Below are 20,978 nucleotides of genomic sequence, written 5' to 3' on the forward strand. Positions count from 1 at the left end.
CCCCCGGTTCGCTCCGCTCTTCAGAGCCCCTGGACGGCGGCGACGGTGAACGGGATCTCCGGGGTGCCGTCGCCGAGCGGGCCGCCCTTGTCGAACTGCGAGCGGACCACGTAGAGCGTCCCGTCGCGGCGGACGAGCGTCGTCGGGACCTGGAGGGACGGGTCCGCCAGTGTGCGCTCAAGGCGGGCCCGCGTTCCGTCGCGCGCGACTCGCCAGCGGGTGAGGACGTTGTCGACGTTGTCGGCCGTCCAGATCCGCCCGTTCTGGAGTTCGAGCCCGTCGGCGTTGTGCATGTCGCCCCCGGCCAGGGCGACCTTCCGGATCGCGCCGGTGCCGATGTCCAACCGGTAGAGATCGCCGCCGAGCATGTCGTCCGTCAGGACGAACCGGCCGGCGGGGTCGGCGGCGATCCCGTTCAGGGTGAAGTCGCCCGGCTTGTGCGGTTCGAGGACACCGTCCAGGTCGAACCGGGCGGTCAGCGTGCCGTGCCCACCCCGGGCCTTCGCCAGGTCGTCCGGCGTGACCTGGTAGACGACCGCGCGGGCGCTGTCGGTCAGGTAGGCGGTGCCGTCCGGGGCGATGGCGAGGTCGTTGACGAACCGGGCGCCGTCGCCCGGGACGGTGAACCGCGCCAGGAGGCGGCGGCTCCGCGCGTCGTAGACCGCGACGCCGGACGAGGAGTCGATCACCCAGAGCCGTCCCGCCCGGTCGACCTTCAGGCCGTTGGCGGTGTGGCGGCCGTCCGCGCCCGCCGGGAGGAAGACCTCGGCCACCCGGTGGCCGGGCCGCATCCGGTAGACGGTGCCGTCCGCGAAGGAACCGGCGTACATCGTGCCGCTCCGGGGGTCGGCGGCGATCCCCTCCGGGTACACGCGGTCTCCCGGAAGGACATAGGCCGTGGAGATCCGCGCGTGCGACGCGGTCGTCGGCGAGGCGCCGGAGGGCGAGGCCAGGGCCGCGGACGCGGGCAGCACGGCGACGGCCAGAGCGGCCGCCGCTGCCGCCGTGGTGCGCTGGAAGCGCGACATGAACGTCTCCATTCGAACTAGATTCTTAGAATGCGTTCATACGATAGTTAGAACTCTAATGCTCGTCAACGGACTTCTCTTCGCGGCTCGATACCATGCGGGAATGACCTCGATGCCCGCCCCGGAGCGGCTCGGCTCCCACCTCAAGCGTGCCGAGCAGGCGCTCAACGGGGCCAAGCACGCGGCGCTCAAGCCGAGCGGGCTCACGGTCCCGCAGTACGCGGCGCTGCTCCATCTCGCCGACCACCCGGGGATGTCGGCGGCCGCGCTGGCCCGCGCGTGCGCGGTCACCCCGCCGACGATGAACACCGTCCTGAAGAACCTCCAGGAACGCGGGCTGATCGAGCGCACCCCGCACGAATGGCACCGCAACATCCTGGAGACCCGGCTCACCGCCGAGGGCGAGGCGGTGCTGGAGAACGCCGACGCCCGCGCGGTCCGGGTCGAGCGGGGGCTCGCCGCCGAGTTCACCGACGCGGAGCGGGAGACGCTGATCGCGCTGCTGGGCCGGTGCGTCGGCTTCCTGGATGCCGCGCGGTCCGCCCCCGGTGGCTGAGACACTCACTACGGAACGGGACGAACACCGCCGGCACGGGAGGGCTCATGGGCAACGAAGTCGAGCACGACAGGTCGGGGCAGCTCAAGCAGATCGAGAGCGGGCTGCTGCCCGGCGAGCAGATCATCGCCGTCTACGACGCCGTCGGCACCGGCACCGGTTTCATCGGCCTCACCGACCGCCGCGTGATCATCCAGGACAAGAGCTTCGCGGGCAAGAGGTACGCGATCACCAGCGTCCCCTACTGCAAGATCACCTCGGTGAGCGTGGTCAGCAACAAGTCGTGGGCCGGGTCGTACTTCTCCACCGGGTCGATCGCGATCAACGTCGGCACCCACACCTACGAGATCGAGTTCCGCGGCTCCGACAAGAGCCACCACGTGCACAACGTGATCCTGCAGTACATCTCCGGCTGAGCCCGTCGCGGCCGGAAGGGCCGCCGTCAGACGACGACGCGGGCGGTGGAGCCGGCGCGGTCCTTGGCGACGCGGAGCTGCGCGGGGATGCGGGCGCGCAGCTCCGCGACGTGGCTGACGATGCCGACCGCCCGGCCGCCGTCGCGCAGGCCGTCGAGGACGTCCAGGACCTCGTCGAGCGTCTCCTCGTCGAGCGTGCCGAACCCCTCGTCGACGAACAGGGTGCCGATCTCGGTGCCGCCCGCCTCGGCGGTGACGACGTCCGCGAGCCCGAGCGCCAGGGACAGCGAGGTGATGAACGACTCGCCGCCGGACAGGGTCACCGGGTCGCGTTCGAGGCCCGTCCAGGAGTCGGCGACGCGCAGGCCGAGGCCGCCGGCGCCCTTGGTGCGGTCGCCGGCCGCCTTCTCGGTGGTGTGGACGAGGGCGTAACGGCCCCCGGACATGCGGTGCAGCCGCTCGTTCGCGGCGGCGACGACCTGTTCCAGGCGGGCCGCCAGCACGTATGCCGACAGCGACATCGCGTGCCGGTTCGCGCCGTGCTTGCCCGAGGTCAGGCCCGCGAGCCGCTCGGCGACCGCGTGCCGTTCGGCGGCCGGACGCCACGCGCGGACGGCCTGGTCCAGTTCCGCGCGGAGCTCGGCGAGGCGGTCGCAGCGGTGCCGGGCCCGGTCGGCGGCGTTCGCGGCCTCGGTGTGCGCCGCCTCCGCCACCCGCACCGACGCTTCGAGCGCGGCCAGGTCGGGTTCGGGTTCGGCGGCGGCCGCCACCAGCGCCGGGTCCTTGAGAAGCGCGCGGACCGCCGCCTCCTCGTCGTCCAGACGGCGGATCCCGTCGCGGAGCTCCCCCTGGTCCTCGTCGGACAGCGCGGCCGCGAGGACCTCCTCGGGTGTTCCGAAGCCCTGCTCCTCGGCCTCCTGCTTCGCCTTCGCACGTGCGGCGGACAGCTCCTCGTCCGCGCGGCCGGAGGCGCGCGACGCCTCGACCGCCTCGGCGAGCGCGTCGGCCTCCCTGCCGAGACGTGCGATGCGCGCCTCAAGGCTGGGATCGTCACCTCGCGCATCGTCGAGCTCGGCGGACAGCCTCGCCTGCTCGTCGGCGAGCTTCTGGTCCTCGGTGCGGTTCGCGGTGAGGGCGAGGGAGATCTCCTCCCGCTCGTCCCGGACCCGTGCGAGTTCCCGCTCGTCCCGGTGGAGGGCCTCCTCCAGCCGTTCGGCGTCCGCGGCGCGCGCCGTCGTCTCGCGGACGGTCCGATCGGCTTCGGCGAGTTCCTCGCCGAGCGACTCGGCCAGGACCTCGCCGGCCGTCTCAAGGAGGCCGTCGCGTTCGGTGCGGAGCGCCTCCACCTGCCGTCCGCTCTCCTCGCGGCCGGCCTGCGCCCTGTCGGCGGCGGCCTGCGCGTCGTCCACCTGTTCCTCGGTCGGGATCACGGCGAGGGACGCGACGGGGTCGGGGTGTTCCGTCGCGCCGCAGACCAGGCACGGTTCGCCGTCCTTCAGCTCGCCGGCGAGCACCGCGGCCATGCCGTCGAGACGCGCCTGGCGAAGGTCGAGGACTCGTTGCCGCGCGGCCTGGGCGGCGTCGACCAGGTCGCGGTGCGCGGCCTCCGCGTCGCCGAGCAGGTGCTCCACCTGGTCACGGCGCCGCGCCGCCTCGAAACGGTGGCGCGCGGCGGTCGCGGCGGCCTCGGCGCCGGCCAGCCGTGCGGCCGCGGCCCTGGCCTCGTCGAGTTCGGCCTGCCGCGCCGCGACGATGCCCGGCAGGTCGGCGAGCACCGCGCCGACCCTGGCCTCCTCGGGTTCGAGGCGCGTCAGTTCGCGGGCGAGTTCCGCCCGCTCGTCCGCGATCTGCTTGAGCCGAACCGTCGCGCGGCGGTGCCCGTCCAGCGCCGCGGCCTCGTCGCGGCGGTCGCGTTCGGCCTTGGCGAGGACGTCCTCGGGCGCCTTCGGCGGCAGCAGCGCGGCGACCCTGGCGCGGGTCTCGTCGGCCCAGCGGCGCGCCCGGGCCGCCTCCCCGTACCGGACCTGGACGTCCTTGACCAGCGGGACGGCCCGGTCGGCACGGGCGGCGGCGTCGAGCCGCGACGCCAGCCGGGACTTCTCCTCCGCGCGTCCGGCCAGGGCGTCCCGCCTGGTGACGGCCTCGGCGTGGCGGCGCCGCCGGTCGGCGAGCCCCTTCGCCTCGTCCAGCGCGTCCCGCACCGCGCGCAGCGTCGCGGTGACGCCCGCGCGCAGTTCCTCGACCGTCGAGCGGACGTCCTCGTGCCCCCCGGCCAGTTCGGCGGCCCACGCGGGCAGCGCCTCCACCTCGGCGAACGGCTCCACGGCGGGCTCGCCGCGGCGCGGAGCGGGCACGACCGGACGTTCCCCGCGCGGCGGCGCGGCACCGGTCGTCCCGGCGATCCGGTCGGCGATCGACGCCGCGGCGGCGCCGAACTCGGCGGCCTCCCGGCCGTTGGCCGCGCGCCGGTCGGCCAGCCACTTCTCGACCTGCGTGAACACCTCGGCGGCGAAGAGGCGCTCCAGCACCTTGCGGCGCTCGTCCGCGCCGGCCCGCAGGAACCCGGCGAATTCTCCCTGCGGCAGCATCGCCACCTGGCAGAACTGGACGGCGGTCATCCCGAGCATCCGCGACACCAGGTCGCCCGCCTCGTCCAGCCGCGTGGTGAGCCCGATCCACTCGCCGTGCTCGGACTCCTCCAGAACGACCTTCGCGTGCTCCAGGGTCGTCCCGGAGCCGCGCAGTTTCGGCCGCTCCCACGCCGGGGACCGCGTGATGCGCAGCCGGCGGCCCCGGATCGTCGTCTCCAGCACGACGCGCGGCCCGGCGCCGGGCGGGGCGTGATCGCTGCGCAGCCCCTTCGCCGCGTTCCGGACGCCGGGCACCTGCCCGTAGAGGGCGAAGCAGACCGCGTCGAGGATGCTCGTCTTGCCCGCGCCCGTCCGGCCCTGGATGAGGAACAGCCCGGCGTCCGACAGTGCGTCGAAGTCGATGACCTCCGTCCCCGAGAACGGCCCGAACGCCGCGATCTCCAGCCGGTGCAGCCTCAAGCGAGCGCCTCCTTGTGGCGGCAGGCCTCGAAGGCCTCGTGGAGGAGGGCGCGCTCGGCGCCGGTGGCGGGGCCGTCGGTCACCTCGGCGACGAAGTCGCCCGCGATGTCGAGGGCCGAGCGTTCGCGGACGCGCCCGGACCAGGTGCGGGGGCCGTCCGTCCCGCCGCCCGCGGGCTCGAAGCCGAGGACGAGCGTGTGGGGGAAGCGGCGGCGCAGCCGTTCCATCGCGGCGGACGGGCGGCGCGCATCGGTGAGCGTGACCTGCAGCCAGCGGTCTTCGAGCTCCTCGTGGGCCGGGTCGCCGAGGAGGTCGTCGAGGCGGCCGCGCAGCCGGGCGAGGCGGCGCGGGACGGGCGCCTCCACGAACTCCGCCGCGACGCCGTCCTCGCGCAGATCGATGAGCCAGGAGCCTTTGACGTGCTTCTCCTCGGAGAACGAGTACGCGAGCGGCGAGCCCGAGTAGCGGACCCGGTCGGTGATGCGCCAGGCGCCGTGCAGGTGGCCGAGCGCGGCGTAGTCGACGCCCTCGAACACCGACGCGGACACCAGCGACGACCCGCCGACCGAGATGTCGCGTTCACTCTCGCTGGACTCGCCGCCGGTGACGAACGCGTGGGCGAGGACGACAGATCGCTCGGCGCGGCGCGCGGCGTCCTCGCGGACGCGGCGCATGGCCTCGGTGAGCGCGGCGGCGTGGCTGCGCTCGTCCAGCTCCCATGGGTGCCGGACGAGTTCGGGTTCCAGGTAGGGGATGCCGTAGACGGCCGCGTCGCCGACGATGACCGGCTCCCCCACGGCCGCGAAGTCCGTGCGGACGTGCACGCCGGCCGCGTCCATCAGCGCCGACCCGAACCCGAGGCGGCGCGCCGAGTCGTGGTTGCCGGCGATGACCACGACCCGGGTGCGGGCGGCGAGCCGCGCCAGCGCCTCGTCGCACAGCCGGACGGCGTCCACGCCGGGCAGCGCGCGGTCGTAGACGTCCCCGGAGACCAGCACGCAGTCGACCCGCTCCGCTGTGACGGTCTCGACCAGGTGGTCGACGAACGCCGCCTGCGCGGCCAGCAGGTCCTCGCGGTGGAACGATCTGCCGAGATGCCAGTCGGAGGTGTGCAGGAATCGCATGTCGCAGCAACCATAGGCACCCCCTCCGACACATCCCGCGCAGAAACGCCGAGTCGTCCCGAACGATCTCCGAAACCCCATGCGGTCACGGGCCTGCGCCCTCCCGTAGGGTGGCGGCGTGAGCGAGCGTCCCCATGTGCTGCTGAGCTGCGCGATGTCCGCCGACGGCTACATCGACGACGCGACCCCGGAGCGGCTGCGGCTGTCCAGCACGGCGGACTGGGACCGGGTCGACGCGGTGCGGGCCGGCTGCGACGCGATCCTCGTCGGCGCCGGGACCGTGCGCGCCGACGATCCCCGGCTGCTGATCCGCGGCGCGGCGCGGCGGGAGCAGCGGGTGGCGCGCGGGCTGCCCGCCGACCTCACCAAGGTGACGCTGACCTGGAGCGGCGGCCTGGACCCCGGCGCGCGCTTCTTCACCACGGGCGAGTCGCCGAAGCTCGTGTACGCGCCGTCCGGCACGGCCCGCGAGCTGGCGCCCCGGCTGGAGGGCCGCGCCGAGGTCGTGGACGCGGGCGACCCGCTCGCGCTGCGGACGGTGCTCGCCGACCTCGCGAAGCGGGGCGTCCGGCGGCTGATGGTCGAGGGCGGCGGCGGCGTCCACACGCTGTTCCTGACGGCGGACGTGGTGGACGAACTCCACCTCGTGGTGGCGCCGTTCTTCATCGGCGACCCGTCCGCGCCGCGGTTCGTCCGGTCCGGGGTGTTCCCGCAGTCGCCGGAGCGTCCGATGCGGCTGGAGGAGGCCACCCGCATCGGCGACCTGGCCCTGCTCCGCTACGTGATCGGGAACGTGCGTGGATGATCTCGGCTGGCTGGAACTGGCCTGCGATCTGGCGGCCCTGTGCCCGCCTTCGAGCACCGCGTTCTCTGTTGGCGCGGTCGTCGTCGGCGCGGACGGCCGGGAGGTCGCGCGCGGCTTCTCCCGCGAGCACGACCCGCACGACCACGCCGAGGAGGCCGCGCTCGCCAAGACCGCCCGGGACCTGACGGGATCCACCGTCTACAGCTCGCTCGAACCGTGCGGGCACCGGGCGTCCCGCCCCCGGACGTGCGCGGAGCTGATCGTCGCGTCGGGCGCCCGCCGCGTGGTGTTCGCGTGGCGGGAGCCGGCGCTGTTCGCCGCGGGGAAGGGCGCCGAGATCCTCGCGGCGGCGGGGGTCGAGCTGGTCGAGGTGCCGGAACTGGCCGGCCGGGCCCGCGAACCCAACGCCCATCTCCTCGGGAAATGAGACGCGAGTCTCATTGCTCTTGCCAACGCCCCGGGACCGCATGCGATGCTGAGCCCAAGCAAGCATTCGGTTACCCGAATCGGCCCGGCGGGCAGGGAGGCACAGCAGCATGCGCGAGCACGATCGGCTGTTCATCGGCGGCGAGTGGACCGCACCGGCCGGCACCGGCACCATCGACGTCGTCTCCCCGCACACCGAGGAGGTCATCGGGCGGGTGCCCGAGGGCACCGAGGGCGACATCGACGCGGCCGTCGCGGCGGCGCGGCGCGCGTTCGACGAGGGCCCCTGGCCCCGGATGACGCCCGCGGAGCGCGCCGGGATCGTCGGCCGGCTGTCGGCGATCTACGCCGAGCGGCAGCAGGAGATGGCCGACCTCGTCACCGCGGAGATGGGGTCGCCCATCATGTTCTCGGTGTTCGGGCAGTCCGCGATCCCGCAGATGGTGCTGCAGTACTACGTGGACCTCGCCGGCTCCTACACGTGGGAGGAGGAGCGGCAGGGCATGCTGGGGCCGGTCACGGTCACACAGGAACCCGTCGGCGTCGTCGCGGCGATCGTCCCGTGGAACGTCCCGCAGTTCACCCTGATGCTCAAGCTCGCGCCCGCGCTGATCGCCGGCTGCACGGTGGTGGCCAAGCCGTCCCCGGAGACGCCGCTCGACTCCTACCTGCTCGCCGAGTGGATCAAGGAGGCCGGGATCCCGGAGGGCGTCGTCAACTTCGTCCCGGCCGGGCGCGAGGTCGGCGCGTACCTCGTCGCGCACCCGGACGTCGACAAGGTGTCCTTCACCGGCTCCACCGCCGCCGGCCGCAAGATCGGCGCGGTGTGCGGGGAGCAGCTCAAGCGGGTCACCCTCGAACTCGGCGGCAAGTCCGCCGCGATCATCCTGGACGACGCCGACCTCGCCTCCACCGTCGAGGGCTTCAAGCTGGCGTCGCTGATGAACAACGGCGAGGCGTGCGCGGCGCAGACCCGCATCCTCGCGTCCCGCCGCCGCTACGACGAGGTCGCCGACGCGCTCGCGACCATGGTCGGCGGCCTGAACGTCGGCGACCCCGCCGACTACGGCAGCGAGATCGGCCCGCTGGTCGCCAGGCGGCAGCAGGAACGCGTGGAGAACTACATCCGGATCGGCCAGGACGAGGGCGCCAAGCTGATCACCGGCGGGCTGAACCGGCCGCACGACCGCGGCTGGTACGTCGCCCCGACCGTGTTCGGCGACGTCGGCAACGACATGCGCATCGCCCGCGAGGAGATCTTCGGGCCGGTGCTCGTCCTCATCCCCTACGAGGACGAGGCCGACGCCGTCAGGATCGCGAACGACAGCGACTACGGCCTCGGCGGCTCGGTGTGGACGTCCGACGTCGGCCACGGCGTCGACGTCGCCCGCCGGATCCGCACCGGCAGCTGCGGCGTGAACATGTACACGCTCGACCCGAACACGCCGTTCGGCGGCTACAAGAACAGCGGCCTCGGCCGCGAGCTCGGCCCCGAGGGCATCCGCGCCTACCTGGAGCACAAGTCCATCCCCCACCCCGCACCGGCGTGACGGCCCGGCCCCGCGCCCTCGCCGATTCCACCCCGGGGGCGCGGTGGCCGCGCGGGTAACGGAAAACCGGGTGAATCGGGGCGGGTGATCCGGAACGATGCAGCTCATGCGCGCCGACGATCTGCTCGACGAGATCGAGCCCCTCTCCTACCCGGACCGCGTCCGCCGCCTGGTCGGCCTGCGGAGGCTCGCGGGCGGGCCGGAACTCACCGCCCTGCTCGCGGAGCTGGGAGGACGCGGCCACTACGAGCGGTCGGTCGCGCTGTTCATCGCGTCCGCGGTGCGGGACGAGGCGTCGCTCGCGCACATCCTCGCGGCGGCGCGCGACCCCGACACGGCGCTGGCGCTGCAGGCGATCCGGCTGTCGGTGCGGTACACGCCCGCGCCGGAGCCGCTGGTGCGGAGCCTGACGGACGCCCCGATCGCGATCCGGGCCGCGACGTACCGGGCGATCCGCAGGCACCGCCGCGCGGATCTCGCCGGCGCGCTGGTCGGACCGGTCGCCGCGCGGTGGGGCGCGGACGAGGCCGCCGCGCTGCTGCCCGCCTGCGACCCGGAGCAGGCCGCCGAACACCTCCCCGGGCTGGCGCACGCCGTTCCGAACCGCCGCTCGCTCGGCCGCGCCCATCCGGAGACGGTCCTGGGCCAGGCGGAGCGGGAGCTGCGCGATCTGACCGGAAGCGCGCGGAACTCCTGGTGGCACTGGAACGGCCCGGGCGTCGCGGCGGCCGTGCGGCACGACCCGGGGCGCGTCCTCGGCCTGGTGGAGGACTACTGGCACGCGGGCGGGCTGCCGGAGGCCGTGCGGCCCCGGATCGGAGCGCTGCTGGACGCCGAGCCGGAGCGGACGCTGCGGCTGCTGCTGTCGGACGGCTGCCGGCCGACGCTCCCCTCGCTGCTGAACTCCCGCTCCCTGTGCGAACGCCTCGCCCGCGTCGGCGGGGACGGGCTCATCGCCGTGGCCCGCGCCCTCCGCGACGACGAGTACGTGCTGCGGCGGCTGCTGAAGACGGTCCCGCCGAGCCGGCGCGGCGCCCTGTTCGACGCCGCGATGGCCGATGTGGACCTCACCGCCGCCGAGCTCGGGGAGGATCTGCTGAACGCCCTGCCCCGCCCGGTCCGGGTCCGGGAGGCACGCCGGATGCTCGCGCTGCGCACGGTCGCCGAACGGCCGCGGCGGGTGCGCGCCGTCACCGCGTTCCTCCCGTTCGAGGAGGCGCGGCCCCTCCTGGAGGAGCAGACGCGCAGGCCCGACGCCGAGGAGCGCGCGGAAGGCTACGGGCTGCTCGTCGAGTGCGCCGGGCGCGAGCGCGACCCGGAGGTGCTGTCCGCCCTGCTGGAGTCGCTCGGCCGGCTGCGGAACGAGCAGAATCCCGTGCGGCTCGCCGCGCTGCATGCCCTGGTGTCCGTCCCGAGCACGGTGCTGCGGGCCGGGCACGCGGCCGCCGTCGAGCGGCTCACCGAGGACTCGCTGAACGCCCGTGACTGCTCCGACGCGACGCGCGACATGCTCATGCGGATCGCTCTCGCGATCTTCGCGCAGGGCGCCGTCCGTGACGACGCCGAACTGGCGGTGTCCGGCATCGGGCTGATGACGCGCCTCATGGGCAGCGCCTCCCACGTTCGTCTCGGCCGGATCGACCACGTCCTGCGCCGCGGTCAGGAGCACCGCCTCGTCGAACGGCTCGTCCCGCTGCTCGACGAGGGCGCGCGCCGCGACGACCACGCCCTCGCGCTGCTGCTCGTCCGGGCGCTCGGCCCCCGCGCCCACGGCGTCCAGGCGCTCCAGGACGCGCTGGAGAAGGCGCTGGACGCCCGCGCGGACGGAGTGATCCGCGACGCGATCACGCTCTGGCTGGAGCCGGCGGCGACCCGCGCGGAGCGCGTCGAGCGCGTCGTCGGGAAGGACCCGTCGACCGTCGCCGTCCCCGCCGTGCTCGCCGCCATCGCCGCCGAGCGGACCGACCTCCTGCACCTGGTCCTGTCGGACGCCACGCCCGCAGGGCGGTTCCAGCGCGCCGACGTCACCTACGTCCCTTGGGTTGTGCCGCGCTGGACACGGCGCTGGACGGCCCGTCAGCACACCGCCTACCTGAGCCTCCTGGAGCGGGTCGCGCACGACGGGCGGCTTGCGGACACGGACCGGGGACGCGCGGTCACGGCGATCGCGACCGTTCCCGGCGTGGACGCCGCCCGGCTGCGCCCGTTCCTGGAGTCGGGCGACACCCACCTGCGCCGGATGGCGCTGACCGCCGCGCCGTGGACGGCCCGGCCGCAGGACGTCCTGCCCGACCTGCTCGCGCACGCCTCGTCCGACGACGCGCACGTGGCCGTGTACGCGGCGGGGCGCGCGGCGCGGTTCGTCCGGCCGTCGGCGCTCGCGGCGCTGCTGCGCCCCGTCCTCACCGACGGCAAGATCACCGCGCGGAAGGAGGCGCTGCGGATCCTGCTGCGCACCCGCGTGCCGGAGGCGATGGACGTCGTCGCGGCGGCCTGGGACGACCCGGGGCAGCACCGCGACGTGCGCGCGGCGATCGTGTCGGCCGTCCGCCCGCACATGACCGAGCCGGTCGCGCGGCGGATCCTGGCCGAGGCGGCGGACGGTCCCCGCGACCTGGCCCGCCAGGTGCTCGGCGCGTGGCCGTACGAGATCCAGGACGCGTGGCGGGCCGCGTACGCGGCCCTGGTCGTCCGGGTGGCGTACTCCCCCGACCCGGACGTCTCCGACCCGGCGCTGTCCGCGCTCGGGCGGTGGGCGCCCTGGGCGCCGGAGATCCCGGCGGTGCTGGCCGGCGTCCTCACCGACCTCGGGGAGACGCGCAGCTGGCGCACCGCCCTGTTCACGCTGGTCTCGTGCGCCGTCGGCGGCACCGGCACGGAGGAACTGGCCGGGGCCGCCGCGACGCTCGCGGCCGCCGGCGACGTCGCTGACGCCGAGGCCGAGCGCGACCTGCCCGCAGCGCAGCGGCTGACCGCGCTTGCGGACGCGCTCCGCAGCTCCGCCGCCAACCGCCGCGATGCCGCCGAACCCGCATTGCGGGCCGTCATCGGACGGCTTCCGGCGCAGCTTGCGCGGGAGCTGTCGGCCGCGACCGTGCGCTGGACGGCGCCGGACACGGCCGCCACCGTGGACGCGCTGGCCGGCGACTGCGCGGGCGTGGCCGTCCTCGCCGTCCGGTGGGTCGCCCGAGCCCTCGCGGACGGCCCGCACTCGGGGTCCTCGGCCTGGCTGCTACCGGACGCGGACGACGTGCGCCCGCACGCGGTGCGGCTCGCGGACCGCGGTGACCTGGCGGGCGGCCTGTTCGCGTGCGCGCTCACCGCACGGCACGGTCCGCGCGCCGGCTGGCCCCCCGAGTGGCGGACCCTCCTGCGCACCCTCCGCACCCACCCGGCCCCTGACGTCGCCTTCTCCGCACGCGACATCCACACGGCCGACGAGTGAGGGCGCCCCCTGGGAACACACCAGGTGGCTCACCCGCCTTCCCCGCGCCGGCAGGCGCGGGGAAGGCGTGATGGTCAGTCCTTGGTCAAGCCCAGGTGCTCGGCCTCCTTGGTCAGCTGCCCGGCCGCGGCCGGCGACCCCGCGGCGTCCAGTTCGTGGGCCAGTTCCTCCAGTTCGCTGCCGCCCGCCATGAGGCCGGTCAGCTCCTCGCGGGTGATCTCGTCCTTGGTGTGGTAGCCGATGCTCTGGCCCCGGTTGAGGATCAGGAAGCGGTCACCGACCGGGTAGGCGTGGTGCGGGTTGTGGGTGATGAAGATGACCGCGAGGCCGCGTTCCCGTGCCTGGACGATGTAGCGCAGCACCACCCCGGCCTGCTTGACGCCCAGGGCCGCCGTCGGCTCGTCCAGGACGAGGGCCTTGGCGCCGAAGTACACGGCGCGGGCGATCGCCACGCACTGCCGTTCGCCGCCCGACAGCGTCCCGATCGGCTGGTTGACGTCCCGCAGGTCGATGCCCATCGCGGCCATCTCGCCGTGGGTGGTCCGCCGCATGAAGTCGATGTCCATGCGGCCGAAGCCCTTGCGCTTCTCCGACCCGAGGAAGAAGTTCCGCCACACCGGCATCAGCGGGACGACCGCGAGGTCCTGGTAGACCGTGGCGATGCCCCGGTCGAGCGCTTCCCGGGGCGAGCCGAAGGAGACCCCCTCGCCCTGGACCTCGTAGGTGCCGGTGTCATGCCGGTGCAGCCCGGCGACGACCTTGATGAGCGTGGACTTGCCCGCGCCGTTGTCGCCGAGCACGCACGTGACCTCGCCGGCGGACGCCTCCAGCGTCACGTCCCGCAGCGCGATGACGTTGCCGTAGTTCTTTCCGACGCCGGTCAGCCTGATCAGCGGCGCCCCCTTCGCGTCCGCCTCCGCCTCGGTCTTCGCGTCCGTCATGACGACCGCTCCACTCTGCGCCGCACGATCAGGTTGACCACGGTGGCGATCAGCAGCATCGCGCCGAGGAAGAACCGGAACCAGTCGGGGTTCCACTCCGCGTACACGATGCCCTTGTTCGTCATGCCGAAGATGAACGCGCCGATGGCCGCGCCGATCGCCGACCCGTAGCCGCCGGTCAGCAGGCACCCGCCGATGACCGCGCAGATGATGTACAGGAACTCGTTGCCGACACCCTCCCCCGACTGGACGGTCGCGAACGCGAACACGAGGTGCATCCCGGAGAACCAGGCGCAGAACGCGACCCCCATGAACAGGCCGATCTTCACCCGGGCCCGGGGACGCCGACCGCGCGGGCGCTGTCGGCCGAGCCGCCCACCGCGAAGATCCAGTTGCCGATGCGGGTGCGCAGCAGGATCCAGGTCGCGATCGCCACGAACAGCAGCCACCAGAACACGGTGATCTTCACGTTGACGCCGAGGACGTCGATGTCGGACGCGAAGATCGAGCGCGCCGAGCCGAAGCCGTCCATGTCGCGGACGGAGTCGCTGGCGACGTTGCCGGTGAGGGCCTTCGTCACGCCGAGGTTCAGGCCGGCGAGCATGAAGAACGTCGCGAGCGTGATGATGAAGCTCGGCAGCTTCGTCCGGACGTAGAGAATGCCGTTCACCATGCCGAGCGCCAGCGTCAGCACCAGGGAGATCGCCACGCCCGCCCACACGTTCAGCGTGAGCTGGTAGGCGGTCAGCGCGGCGATCAGCGCCGAGGACGTCACCATCACCCCGGCGGACAGGTCGAACTCGCCGCCGATCATCAGCAGCGACACCCCGACCGCCATGATCCCGAACGTGGAGCTGGCGTACAGCACGGTCGAGAACGACCCGGTCTGCAGGAACGCGTCCGCAATGATCGAGAAGAACACGAACAGGGCGACCGCGCCGAGCAGCGCGCCGAGCTCCGGGCGGCCCAACAGCCGCCGCATCGGCGACCGCCGGGCCAGACGCTCGTCGGAGCCCGGGCCGGCCACCGGGGGCGGCTCGGTCACGGCCTGCGTCATCGCGTCCCCCGGTTGGCGAACGCCGCCAGCTGACCGGCGTTCTCCTTGGTGACGATCGCGGGGCCGGTCAGCACCGGACGGCCGCCGCCGAGCACGTTGCCGTTGTTCTTCAGCAGCCAAAGCTCGTCCACGGCCTCGTACCCCTGCAGGTAGGGCTGCTGGTCGACGGCGAACTGGATGGATCCGGAGTCGATCGAGGCGATCAGGTCCTTGTTCAGGTCGAAGGTGCCGATCTTGGCCTTGCTGCTGGTCTCCTTCACCGAGTCGACGGCGGTCGCGGCGAACGGCGCGCCGAGCGTCAGGATCCCGTCGATGCTCTTGTCGGCCTGCAGCTTGGCGGTGATGGACGACTTCACCTCCGGCATGTTCGTGCCCTGGACGAACAGGTTCTGCATGTCGCCGCCGAACGTCTTCTTCGCGCCGGCGCAGCGGTCCTCCAGGCCGACGTTGCCCTGCTCGTGGACGACGCACAGCGCCTTCTTCGCGCCGATCTTCGCCAGCTCGGTGCCGGCCGCCTCACCGGCGATCGACTCGTCCTGCCCGAAGTGCGCGATCGCGCCGAGCTTGGCCGACTCCTCGGCGCCGGAGTTGATCGACACGACCGGGATCTTCGCGGCGATGGCGCGGACCAGCACGTCCTTCATCGCGTCCGGCTTGGCGAGGGTGACGATGATGCCGTCGACCTTCTTGTCGATCGCGGCCTGGACGAGCTCGGCCTGCTTGCCGCCGTCCGGGTCCGCCGAGTACAGGAACTCGACGTTGTCCTTGGCGGCGGCGGCCTTCGCGCCCTTCTGCACGATGTCCCAGAAGGTGTCGCCCGCGCCGGAGTGCGTGACCATCGCGATCTTCAGCCGGGGCCCGGCGCCCTCCGGCGTCTCCTCGGACTTCTTGCCGCCCGAGCTGCTGCAGGCGCTCAGCGCCAGCAGTCCCGCGGCGGCCAGCACCGCGAGTCCCCTCGACGATCCACGCGCGAAAACGCCTCTCATCGACTGATCTCCGTTCTCCCCGAATGGTCGGTCTGAGGAGTTGATCACAGATGATGGCGGCGTGCGCCCCGATCCCTCTCATATCGGGCACGGGCCCCCCGGGTGGAGTCCAGCGCCGACACCTCCGCGACTGGGACGTCCCACCATGCCGCACTGTCGGGGGGCCCTGCCAAGGGGTTCGTCTCGACGTGGACGACCGTCGTGCGCTCGGCCTTCCTGGCGGTGCGGAGCGCGTCCCGCAGATCGTCCACGGTGGACGCGCGGATCACGTCGGCGCCGAGGCTCGCGGCGTTGGCGGCGAGATCGACCGGAAGGGTGCCGCCGTCGAGGCCGGTGCCGGTCCGGGCGCGGTAGCGGGTGCCGAACCGCTGCGCCCCGACCGACTCCGACAGGTTCCCGATCGACGCGAACCCGTGGTTCTGGACCAGGACGACGATCAGCTTGATCCCTTCGGCGACCGCCGTGGTCAGCTCCTGCGCCATCATCAGGTACGAGCCGTCCCCGACGAGGACGAACACCTCGCGGTCGGGTGCGGCCATCTTCACCCCGAGTCCGCCGGCGATCTCGTAGCCCATGCAGGAGTAGCCGTACTCCACGTGGTAGCCCTTGGGGTCCCGGGTCCGCCAGAGCTTGTGCAGATCGCCCGGCATGGAGCCCGCCGCGCACACCACGACGTCCTGCGGCTCGCTGATCTCGTTGACGGTTCCGATGACCTCCGCCTGGGTGGGCGGCTCCGCGTTCTGGGGGGCGAAGGCGCCGTCGACCTCGGCGTTCCAGTCGGCGATCAGGGTCCGCGCCCGGTCGCGGTGGGAATCCGGGGCGGTGTAGCCGCCGACGGCCGCGCCGAGCCCCCGGATGGCCTCCCTGGCATCGGCGACGACGGCGGCGCCGGAGAGCTTGACCGCGTCCGCGCGGGCGACGTTGATGTTGACGAAGCGGACGTCCGGGTTGGCGAACAGGGTGTGGGACGCGGTGGTGAAGTCGCTGTAGCGGGTGCCGATCCCCACCACGACGTCGGCCTCGCGAGCCAGCGCGTTGGCGGCGGTCGTCCCCGTCGCGCCGATCGCGCCCACCGAGCAGGCGTGGTTCCAGGGCAGCGCGCCCTTGCCCGCCTGGGTCTCGGCCACCGGGACGCCCGTCCGCTCGGCGAAGGCGCGCAGCTCTTCCGTCGCGCCCGAGTAGATGACGCCGCCGCCCGCCACGATCAGCGGACGCTCGGCGGCCTGGAGAATGCCGGACGCCTCGGCCAGCGCGGCCGGCTCGGGCACGGGGCGGCCGATCCGCCACACCCGGCGGGCGAACAGCTCCTCCGGCCAGTCGAACGCCTCGGCCTGCACGTCCTGTGGCAGCGCGAGCGTGACCGCGCCGGTGTCGGCGGGGTCGGTGAGCACCCGCATCGCCGCCAGCAGCGCACTGGGAAGCTGCTCGGGACGGTTGATCCGATCCCAGTACTTCGACACCGGCTTGAAGCAGTCGTTCACGGACACGTCGTAGGAGCGGGCGTCTTCCAGTTCCTGCAACACCGGGTTGGCCACCCTGGTGGCGAAGATGTCGCCGGGCAACAGCAGTACCGGCAGCCGGTTGACGGTCGCCAAAGCGGCACCGGTCACCATGTTGGTGGCCCCAGGGCCGATGGAAGTCGTGCACGCGAACGTCGAAAGCCGGTCGTTCATCCGGGCGTAGCCGGAGGCGGTGTGCACCATCGCCTGCTCATTGCGCGCCATGTAGTACGGGAACTCGTCGGCGTACTCCAGCAGCGCCTGCCCGACCCCCGCGACGTTGCCGTGGCCGAAGATGCCGAAGCAGCCCGCGAAGAACCGCCGTTCGGCGCCGTCCCGCTCGCTGTACTGGGATGCCAGGAACCGGACGACCGCCTGACCGACCGTGAGCCTCATGACCGTCCCTCCGCCGAGGTCAGGGGGAGCCGGGGATCGACCGGCCGCCCGGACCAGGTGTCCCGGATCCATGCGTGCGCCGGATCGTCGCAGATGCGCCAGGCCCGCTCCGGCGAGGGCCCGGCCATCACGTTCAGGTAGTACAGGTCGTGCCCCGGCGGGGCCATCGACGGGCCGTGCCAGCCGTGCGGGATCAGCACGGCGTCGCCGCTGCGCACCTCCGCGAGCACGTCGATCGGACCCCCGGGCGAACCGTAGACGCGCTGGTAGGCCATGCCGTCGCGGGCGACCTCGAAGTAGTAGATCTCCTCCAGGACGGCCTCGTCCGGCGTCTCCTCGTCGTGCTTGTGCGGCGGGAACGACGACCAGCAGCCGCCCGGCGTCAGCACCTCGCACGCGATCAGCTTCTCGGCGAACGGGAAACCCTCGGGCGTCCCGAAGTTGTTGACCTGCCGGCTCGCCGCCCCCGCCCCCCGCAGCTCCACCGGGACCTTCTCCGCGGGGCCGTAGCGGGGTGCGAGCCGCCCCTCGCACCGGGCGCCCGCCAGCGCGAACCGTCCGCGGCCCCGGACGGTCACCTGCGCGTCGCGCGGCACGTACGCGAAGTCGCTGACCCGGCTGAAGACGTGGTCCCGCCCCTCCAGCTCGAACCGCTCGCCATCGCACTCGACGGCGCACGACCCCGCCAGCGGCAGCACGATGGTCTCGAACTCGCCGGTGGCGAACGTGTGCTCGCCGCCGTCGGGCAGTTCCAGGACGCGCAACGCGGAATGCGCCCAGCCGGCCGACTCGGGCGTCACGACGAGCCCGTACGGGCCCTCGCCGGCGGTCCCGGCGGGCAGGTGGTACTTCATCGAGGCTCCTTGAGGAGTTCTTCGACCTCGTCTTGGGTGGGCATCGCGTCCGAGCAGGCGATGCGGGATGCGACGATCGCCCCGGCGGTGCCGGCGAACTCGACCAGCCGCCGCAGGTCCCACCCGGCGAGGAGGCCGTGGCAGACCGCGCCGCCGAACGCGTCTCCGGCACCGAGCCCGTTGACGACGTCGACCTTGACCGGCGGCACCTGCACCACCTCCTCGGCCGTCGCCGCGAGGACGCCCTCGGGGCCCATCTTCACGATGGCGAGTTCCGGGCCACGGGACAGGATGGCGCGGGCGGCGGCATGCGGTTCCCGCTCCCCCACGGCGACCTCGCACTCGTCCAGGTTGCCGACGGCGACCGACGCCCGTTCCAGAGCGAGACCGGCCCAGTGCGGTGCCTCTCCAGGATCGTCCCAGAGCATCGGCCTGTAGTCGAGGTCGATGACGGTCTGGCCGGGATGCTCGGCGAGCGCGGTGAGGGTCGCCTCACGGCTGGGCGCCTGCGAAAGGCCCGTGACCGTGGCCCACACGATGCGGGCGGCGCGGATCGCCTCAAGGTCGAGCTCGTCCGGGCGGATCTCCAGGTCGGGCGCCTTCGGATAGCGGTAGAAGTACAGCGGGAAGTCGTCGGGCGGGAAGATCTCGCAGAACGCCAGCGGCGTCGGCAGTCCGGGAACGGGCGTGACGAACCGGTCGTCGACGCCGTAGCCCTGGAGCGCCTTGTGGATGAATCGTCCGAAGGGGTCGTCGCCGGTGCGGGTGATGACGGCGGCGCGGCGGCCGTACCTGGCCGCCGCCACGGCGACGTTGGTCGGGCTGCCGCCCAGGTACTTCCCGAACGATTCGACGTCCTCCAGCGGCACGCCCACCTGGTCGGGGTAGACGTCGACGCTCACCCGTCCCATCGTGATGAGGTCGAACGTCATCGGGCCACCCTGGAGAGAAAGTCCAGGCTCCGGCGGACGTCGTCGTACGGCCCCGCGCCCTCTGCGGGCTCGTCGGTCAGGACGGTGTCCTGTTCCATCACCCACCAGCCTTCGTAACCGGCGTCCTCCAGAGTGCGGATGATGCCGGGGATGTCAATGTCACCGTCCCCGAGTGGCCGGTACAACCCGTCCTTGACCGCGTTCGTGTAGGTGACGTCGCCCTTGAGCACCTGCTGGGCGAGCCCCACATCGACGTCTTTCAGATGGACGTGCGCTATGCGCGGCGCCGCGAAACGGGCCAGCCACACCGGATCGGTCCCGCCGACGAGCAGGTGCCCGGTGTCGAGGCAGAGCGGGACGCTGCAGCCGCCGAGCACACGTTCGACCTCATCGCGCCGTTCCACGACCGTCCCGACATGCGGATGCAGCGTGACCAGCCGTCCGCGTGCGGCGGCCCGCGCGGTGATCGCGTCGAGGTTGGCCAGGAGCGTGGACCACGCCTTCGTGTCGAGGACGGGACGCTCGTCGTATCCGTCGAGGCCGGTCGCGGCGGCCAGGACGAGCACACCGCCGATGCCGTCCAGGGCCCGGTCGATCACCGGCACCGGGTCGAACGCGGGGTCGTGCAGGACGATCGGGACGAACGCCCCCACGAGGCCCAGCGCATGGGACGCCAGCAGCTCGTCCCGCTCCCGCGCACCGCCCGGCAGGAAGCCGTCCGGCCCGAGCTCCGTGGCGGCGAGGCCGAGCGCGCGCATCTCGGCGAGCACCCGTCCGGGTTCCATCTGGTGCCCCCAGCCGGGCACCTCGCACACGCCCCACGAGATCGGCGCGCCGGCGATCCTCACCGCCGCACCTCCTCGGTGCCGACGATCCGCCCCTGCCGCATGGACAGCTCGCACGCCTCGGCGAGGTAGAACGCCTCCAGCGCGTCCTCGGGCGGGCACGGGTTCGCGCGGCGGCCCGCCACGACGTCCACGAACGCCTGGAGTTCGGCGTCGTAGGCGTCGGAGAAGCGGTCCATGAAGCCGCTGTAGGCGGTCCTGGGCTCCTCCCCACGCTCCGGGAGGGCGGTCGTGGGCGTCCGCTCGTCCATGCCGGTGATGACGCTGTCCTTGGACCCGAACAGTTCCAGCCGTGCGTCGTACCCGGCGGCGTTGTAGCGGGTGGCCGAGACCTGGCCGAGCGTCCCGTCGTCCAGGACCAGCAGTGCCGACCCGGTGTCGACGTCGCCGTACTCGCGGAAGAAGTCGTCGCCGCGATTGGCGCCCGCGGCCATCACGCGGGCGACCTCGCGTCCCGTGACGAAGCGGATGAGGTCCAGATCGTGGATGACGCAGTCGCGGAACAGCCCGCCCGACGAAGGGATGTACCCGGCCGGCGGCGGCGCGGGATCGAAGCTGCACGACCGGACGGTGTGCAGCCAGCCGAGCCGCCCCGAGGCGAGGGCCTCGCGCGCCGCCGCGTTCCCGGCGTCGAACCGGCGCTGGAACCCGACCTGCACGGGCACCCCGGCGGCGGCCGCGGCCTGGACGATTTGGAACGTTCCATCCAGGTTCGAGGCGAGCGGTTTCTCGCAGAAGACGGGCATTCGGGCGGTCACGGCCCGGTCCACCAGGTCCGCGTGCGCGTCCGTGGCCGCCGCAACGACCAGCCCGTCCAGGCCGGCGGCGAAGAGCGCGTCGACCTTCTCCAGCGCGGTGACCTCGGACGGCGTCCGGGGCAGCCGCGCCGCGAGGTCGCGGGCGCGCCCCGGGTCGGCGTCGGCGATGACCAGCGCGTCCACTTCCGGCAGTCCACACAGAGCGGCGGCGTGGCGCGCACCGATGCGCCCCGCGCCGGCCAGTCCGATCCTCATCGATCCCCTCCCGGTCGGCGGTCAGGTGAAGTCACGAGTGTGATGGAGCGTTCCA

The 20,978-nt window shown here is 73.2% G+C and carries 18 protein-coding genes; 6 read left to right on the top strand and 12 right to left on the bottom strand.

What is annotated here, in order from left to right:
* Positions 1-20 precede the first annotated feature (20 nt).
* The gene (locus ACQPXG_RS30525; protein WP_433462583.1) at positions 21-1,028 is read right to left on the bottom strand and encodes an SMP-30/gluconolactonase/LRE family protein; all 1,008 of its coding nucleotides are present in this window, start codon (positions 1,026-1,028) and stop codon (positions 21-23) included.
* Positions 1,029-1,131: 103 nt separating this feature from the next.
* Here ACQPXG_RS30525 and ACQPXG_RS30530 point away from each other — a divergent pair, with 103 nt between their 5' ends.
* Together ACQPXG_RS30530 and ACQPXG_RS30535 are read left to right on the top strand one after the other, a co-directional pair.
* Entirely contained in the window at positions 1,132-1,584 is a 453-nt protein-coding gene (locus ACQPXG_RS30530; protein ID WP_433462584.1) for a MarR family winged helix-turn-helix transcriptional regulator, read from the top strand.
* Between the two features lie 47 nt (positions 1,585-1,631).
* Positions 1,632-2,000: a PH domain-containing protein gene (locus ACQPXG_RS30535; RefSeq protein WP_433462585.1), complete on the top strand. Its 369-nt coding sequence runs from the start codon at positions 1,632-1,634 to the stop codon at positions 1,998-2,000.
* 26 nt (positions 2,001-2,026) lie between these two features.
* On the opposite strand, the gene ACQPXG_RS30540 is transcribed toward ACQPXG_RS30535, so the two are convergent.
* Together ACQPXG_RS30540 and ACQPXG_RS30545 are read right to left on the bottom strand one after the other, a co-directional pair.
* Entirely contained in the window at positions 2,027-5,050 is a 3,024-nt protein-coding gene (locus tag ACQPXG_RS30540; protein ID WP_433462586.1) for an AAA family ATPase, read from the bottom strand.
* Positions 5,047-6,174 (bottom strand): exonuclease SbcCD subunit D, encoded by a 1,128-nt coding sequence (locus ACQPXG_RS30545; protein WP_433462587.1) that lies wholly within the window; start codon positions 6,172-6,174, stop codon positions 5,047-5,049. Before ACQPXG_RS30545 ends, ACQPXG_RS30540 begins: the two co-directional genes overlap by 4 nt.
* Positions 6,175-6,292: 118 nt before the next feature.
* Here ACQPXG_RS30545 and ACQPXG_RS30550 point away from each other — a divergent pair, with 118 nt between their 5' ends.
* From ACQPXG_RS30550 to ACQPXG_RS30565, 4 genes are all read left to right on the top strand, one after another.
* Positions 6,293-6,979, top strand: a complete 687-nt coding sequence (locus ACQPXG_RS30550; RefSeq protein WP_433462588.1) for a RibD family protein — start codon at positions 6,293-6,295, stop codon at positions 6,977-6,979.
* A complete protein-coding gene (locus tag ACQPXG_RS30555) occupies positions 6,972-7,406 on the top strand; it encodes a dCMP deaminase (protein ID WP_433462589.1) in 435 nt (144 codons plus the stop codon). The genes ACQPXG_RS30550 and ACQPXG_RS30555 overlap by 8 nt, the downstream gene beginning before the upstream one ends.
* Before the next feature lie 109 nt (positions 7,407-7,515).
* A complete protein-coding gene (locus tag ACQPXG_RS30560; protein WP_433462590.1) occupies positions 7,516-8,955 on the top strand; it encodes an aldehyde dehydrogenase in 1,440 nt (479 codons plus the stop codon).
* 106 nt (positions 8,956-9,061) lie between these two features.
* Complete coding sequence (locus ACQPXG_RS30565; RefSeq protein WP_433462591.1) at positions 9,062-12,400, top strand: hypothetical protein; 3,339 nt, start codon at positions 9,062-9,064, stop codon at positions 12,398-12,400.
* 74 nt (positions 12,401-12,474) lie between these two features.
* Here the strand turns inward: ACQPXG_RS30565 and ACQPXG_RS30570 are convergent, their stop codons facing one another.
* From ACQPXG_RS30570 to ACQPXG_RS30610, 9 genes are read right to left on the bottom strand one after another with little or no spacing between them, the layout of a single operon-like run.
* On the bottom strand, positions 12,475-13,341 hold the full coding sequence (locus ACQPXG_RS30570) for an ATP-binding cassette domain-containing protein (protein WP_433462592.1): 867 nt from the start codon (positions 13,339-13,341) through the stop codon (positions 12,475-12,477).
* Positions 13,338-13,670, bottom strand: a complete 333-nt coding sequence (locus ACQPXG_RS30575) for an ABC transporter permease (protein ID WP_433462593.1) — start codon at positions 13,668-13,670, stop codon at positions 13,338-13,340. The genes ACQPXG_RS30570 and ACQPXG_RS30575 overlap by 4 nt, the downstream gene beginning before the upstream one ends.
* Positions 13,667-14,398 carry an ABC transporter permease gene (locus tag ACQPXG_RS30580; protein ID WP_433462594.1) on the bottom strand — a complete coding sequence of 244 codons (732 nt, stop codon included), beginning with the start codon at positions 14,396-14,398 and terminating at the stop codon, positions 13,667-13,669. Before ACQPXG_RS30580 ends, ACQPXG_RS30575 begins: the two co-directional genes overlap by 4 nt.
* Positions 14,395-15,384 (bottom strand): sugar ABC transporter substrate-binding protein, encoded by a 990-nt coding sequence (locus ACQPXG_RS30585; RefSeq protein WP_433462595.1) that lies wholly within the window; start codon positions 15,382-15,384, stop codon positions 14,395-14,397. Before ACQPXG_RS30585 ends, ACQPXG_RS30580 begins: the two co-directional genes overlap by 4 nt.
* A gap of 44 nt (positions 15,385-15,428) precedes the next feature.
* Positions 15,429-17,279, bottom strand: coding sequence for a 3D-(3,5/4)-trihydroxycyclohexane-1,2-dione acylhydrolase (decyclizing) (iolD, locus tag ACQPXG_RS30590; protein WP_433462596.1), 1,851 nt, complete (start codon positions 17,277-17,279; stop codon positions 15,429-15,431).
* Entirely contained in the window at positions 17,276-18,133 is an 858-nt protein-coding gene (gene iolB / locus ACQPXG_RS30595) for a 5-deoxy-glucuronate isomerase (RefSeq protein ID WP_433462597.1), read from the bottom strand. The genes iolD and iolB overlap by 4 nt, the downstream gene beginning before the upstream one ends.
* Entirely contained in the window at positions 18,130-19,065 is a 936-nt protein-coding gene (gene iolC, locus ACQPXG_RS30600) for a 5-dehydro-2-deoxygluconokinase (protein ID WP_433462598.1), read from the bottom strand. Before iolC ends, iolB begins: the two co-directional genes overlap by 4 nt.
* Positions 19,062-19,913 (bottom strand): TIM barrel protein, encoded by an 852-nt coding sequence (locus ACQPXG_RS30605; RefSeq protein ID WP_433462599.1) that lies wholly within the window; start codon positions 19,911-19,913, stop codon positions 19,062-19,064. Before ACQPXG_RS30605 ends, iolC begins: the two co-directional genes overlap by 4 nt.
* Positions 19,910-20,923 carry a Gfo/Idh/MocA family protein gene (locus ACQPXG_RS30610; protein ID WP_433462600.1) on the bottom strand — a complete coding sequence of 338 codons (1,014 nt, stop codon included), beginning with the start codon at positions 20,921-20,923 and terminating at the stop codon, positions 19,910-19,912. The genes ACQPXG_RS30605 and ACQPXG_RS30610 overlap by 4 nt, the downstream gene beginning before the upstream one ends.
* Between the last annotated feature and the right edge of the window lie 55 nt (positions 20,924-20,978).

The organism is Spirillospora sp. CA-128828, from assembly GCF_050945415.1.
GTDB lineage: Bacteria > Actinomycetota > Actinomycetes > Streptosporangiales > Streptosporangiaceae > Spirillospora.

Coding starts and splice junctions, on each gene's coding strand:
- ACQPXG_RS30580 (WP_433462594.1), bottom strand. CDS start 14,398: ATGACGCAGGCCGTGACCGAGCCGCCCCCGGTGGCCGGCCCGGGCTCC.
- ACQPXG_RS30610 (WP_433462600.1), bottom strand. CDS start 20,923: ATGAGGATCGGACTGGCCGGCGCGGGGCGCATCGGTGCGCGCCACGCC.
- ACQPXG_RS30530 (WP_433462584.1), top strand. CDS start 1,132: ATGACCTCGATGCCCGCCCCGGAGCGGCTCGGCTCCCACCTCAAGCGT.
- ACQPXG_RS30525 (WP_433462583.1), bottom strand. CDS start 1,028: ATGTCGCGCTTCCAGCGCACCACGGCGGCAGCGGCGGCCGCTCTGGCC.
- iolD (WP_433462596.1), bottom strand. CDS start 17,279: ATGAGGCTCACGGTCGGTCAGGCGGTCGTCCGGTTCCTGGCATCCCAG.
- ACQPXG_RS30535 (WP_433462585.1), top strand. CDS start 1,632: ATGGGCAACGAAGTCGAGCACGACAGGTCGGGGCAGCTCAAGCAGATC.
- ACQPXG_RS30570 (WP_433462592.1), bottom strand. CDS start 13,341: ATGACGGACGCGAAGACCGAGGCGGAGGCGGACGCGAAGGGGGCGCCG.
- iolC (WP_433462598.1), bottom strand. CDS start 19,065: ATGACGTTCGACCTCATCACGATGGGACGGGTGAGCGTCGACGTCTAC.
- ACQPXG_RS30585 (WP_433462595.1), bottom strand. CDS start 15,384: ATGAGAGGCGTTTTCGCGCGTGGATCGTCGAGGGGACTCGCGGTGCTG.
- ACQPXG_RS30545 (WP_433462587.1), bottom strand. CDS start 6,174: ATGCGATTCCTGCACACCTCCGACTGGCATCTCGGCAGATCGTTCCAC.
- ACQPXG_RS30565 (WP_433462591.1), top strand. CDS start 9,062: ATGCGCGCCGACGATCTGCTCGACGAGATCGAGCCCCTCTCCTACCCG.
- iolB (WP_433462597.1), bottom strand. CDS start 18,133: ATGAAGTACCACCTGCCCGCCGGGACCGCCGGCGAGGGCCCGTACGGG.
- ACQPXG_RS30560 (WP_433462590.1), top strand. CDS start 7,516: ATGCGCGAGCACGATCGGCTGTTCATCGGCGGCGAGTGGACCGCACCG.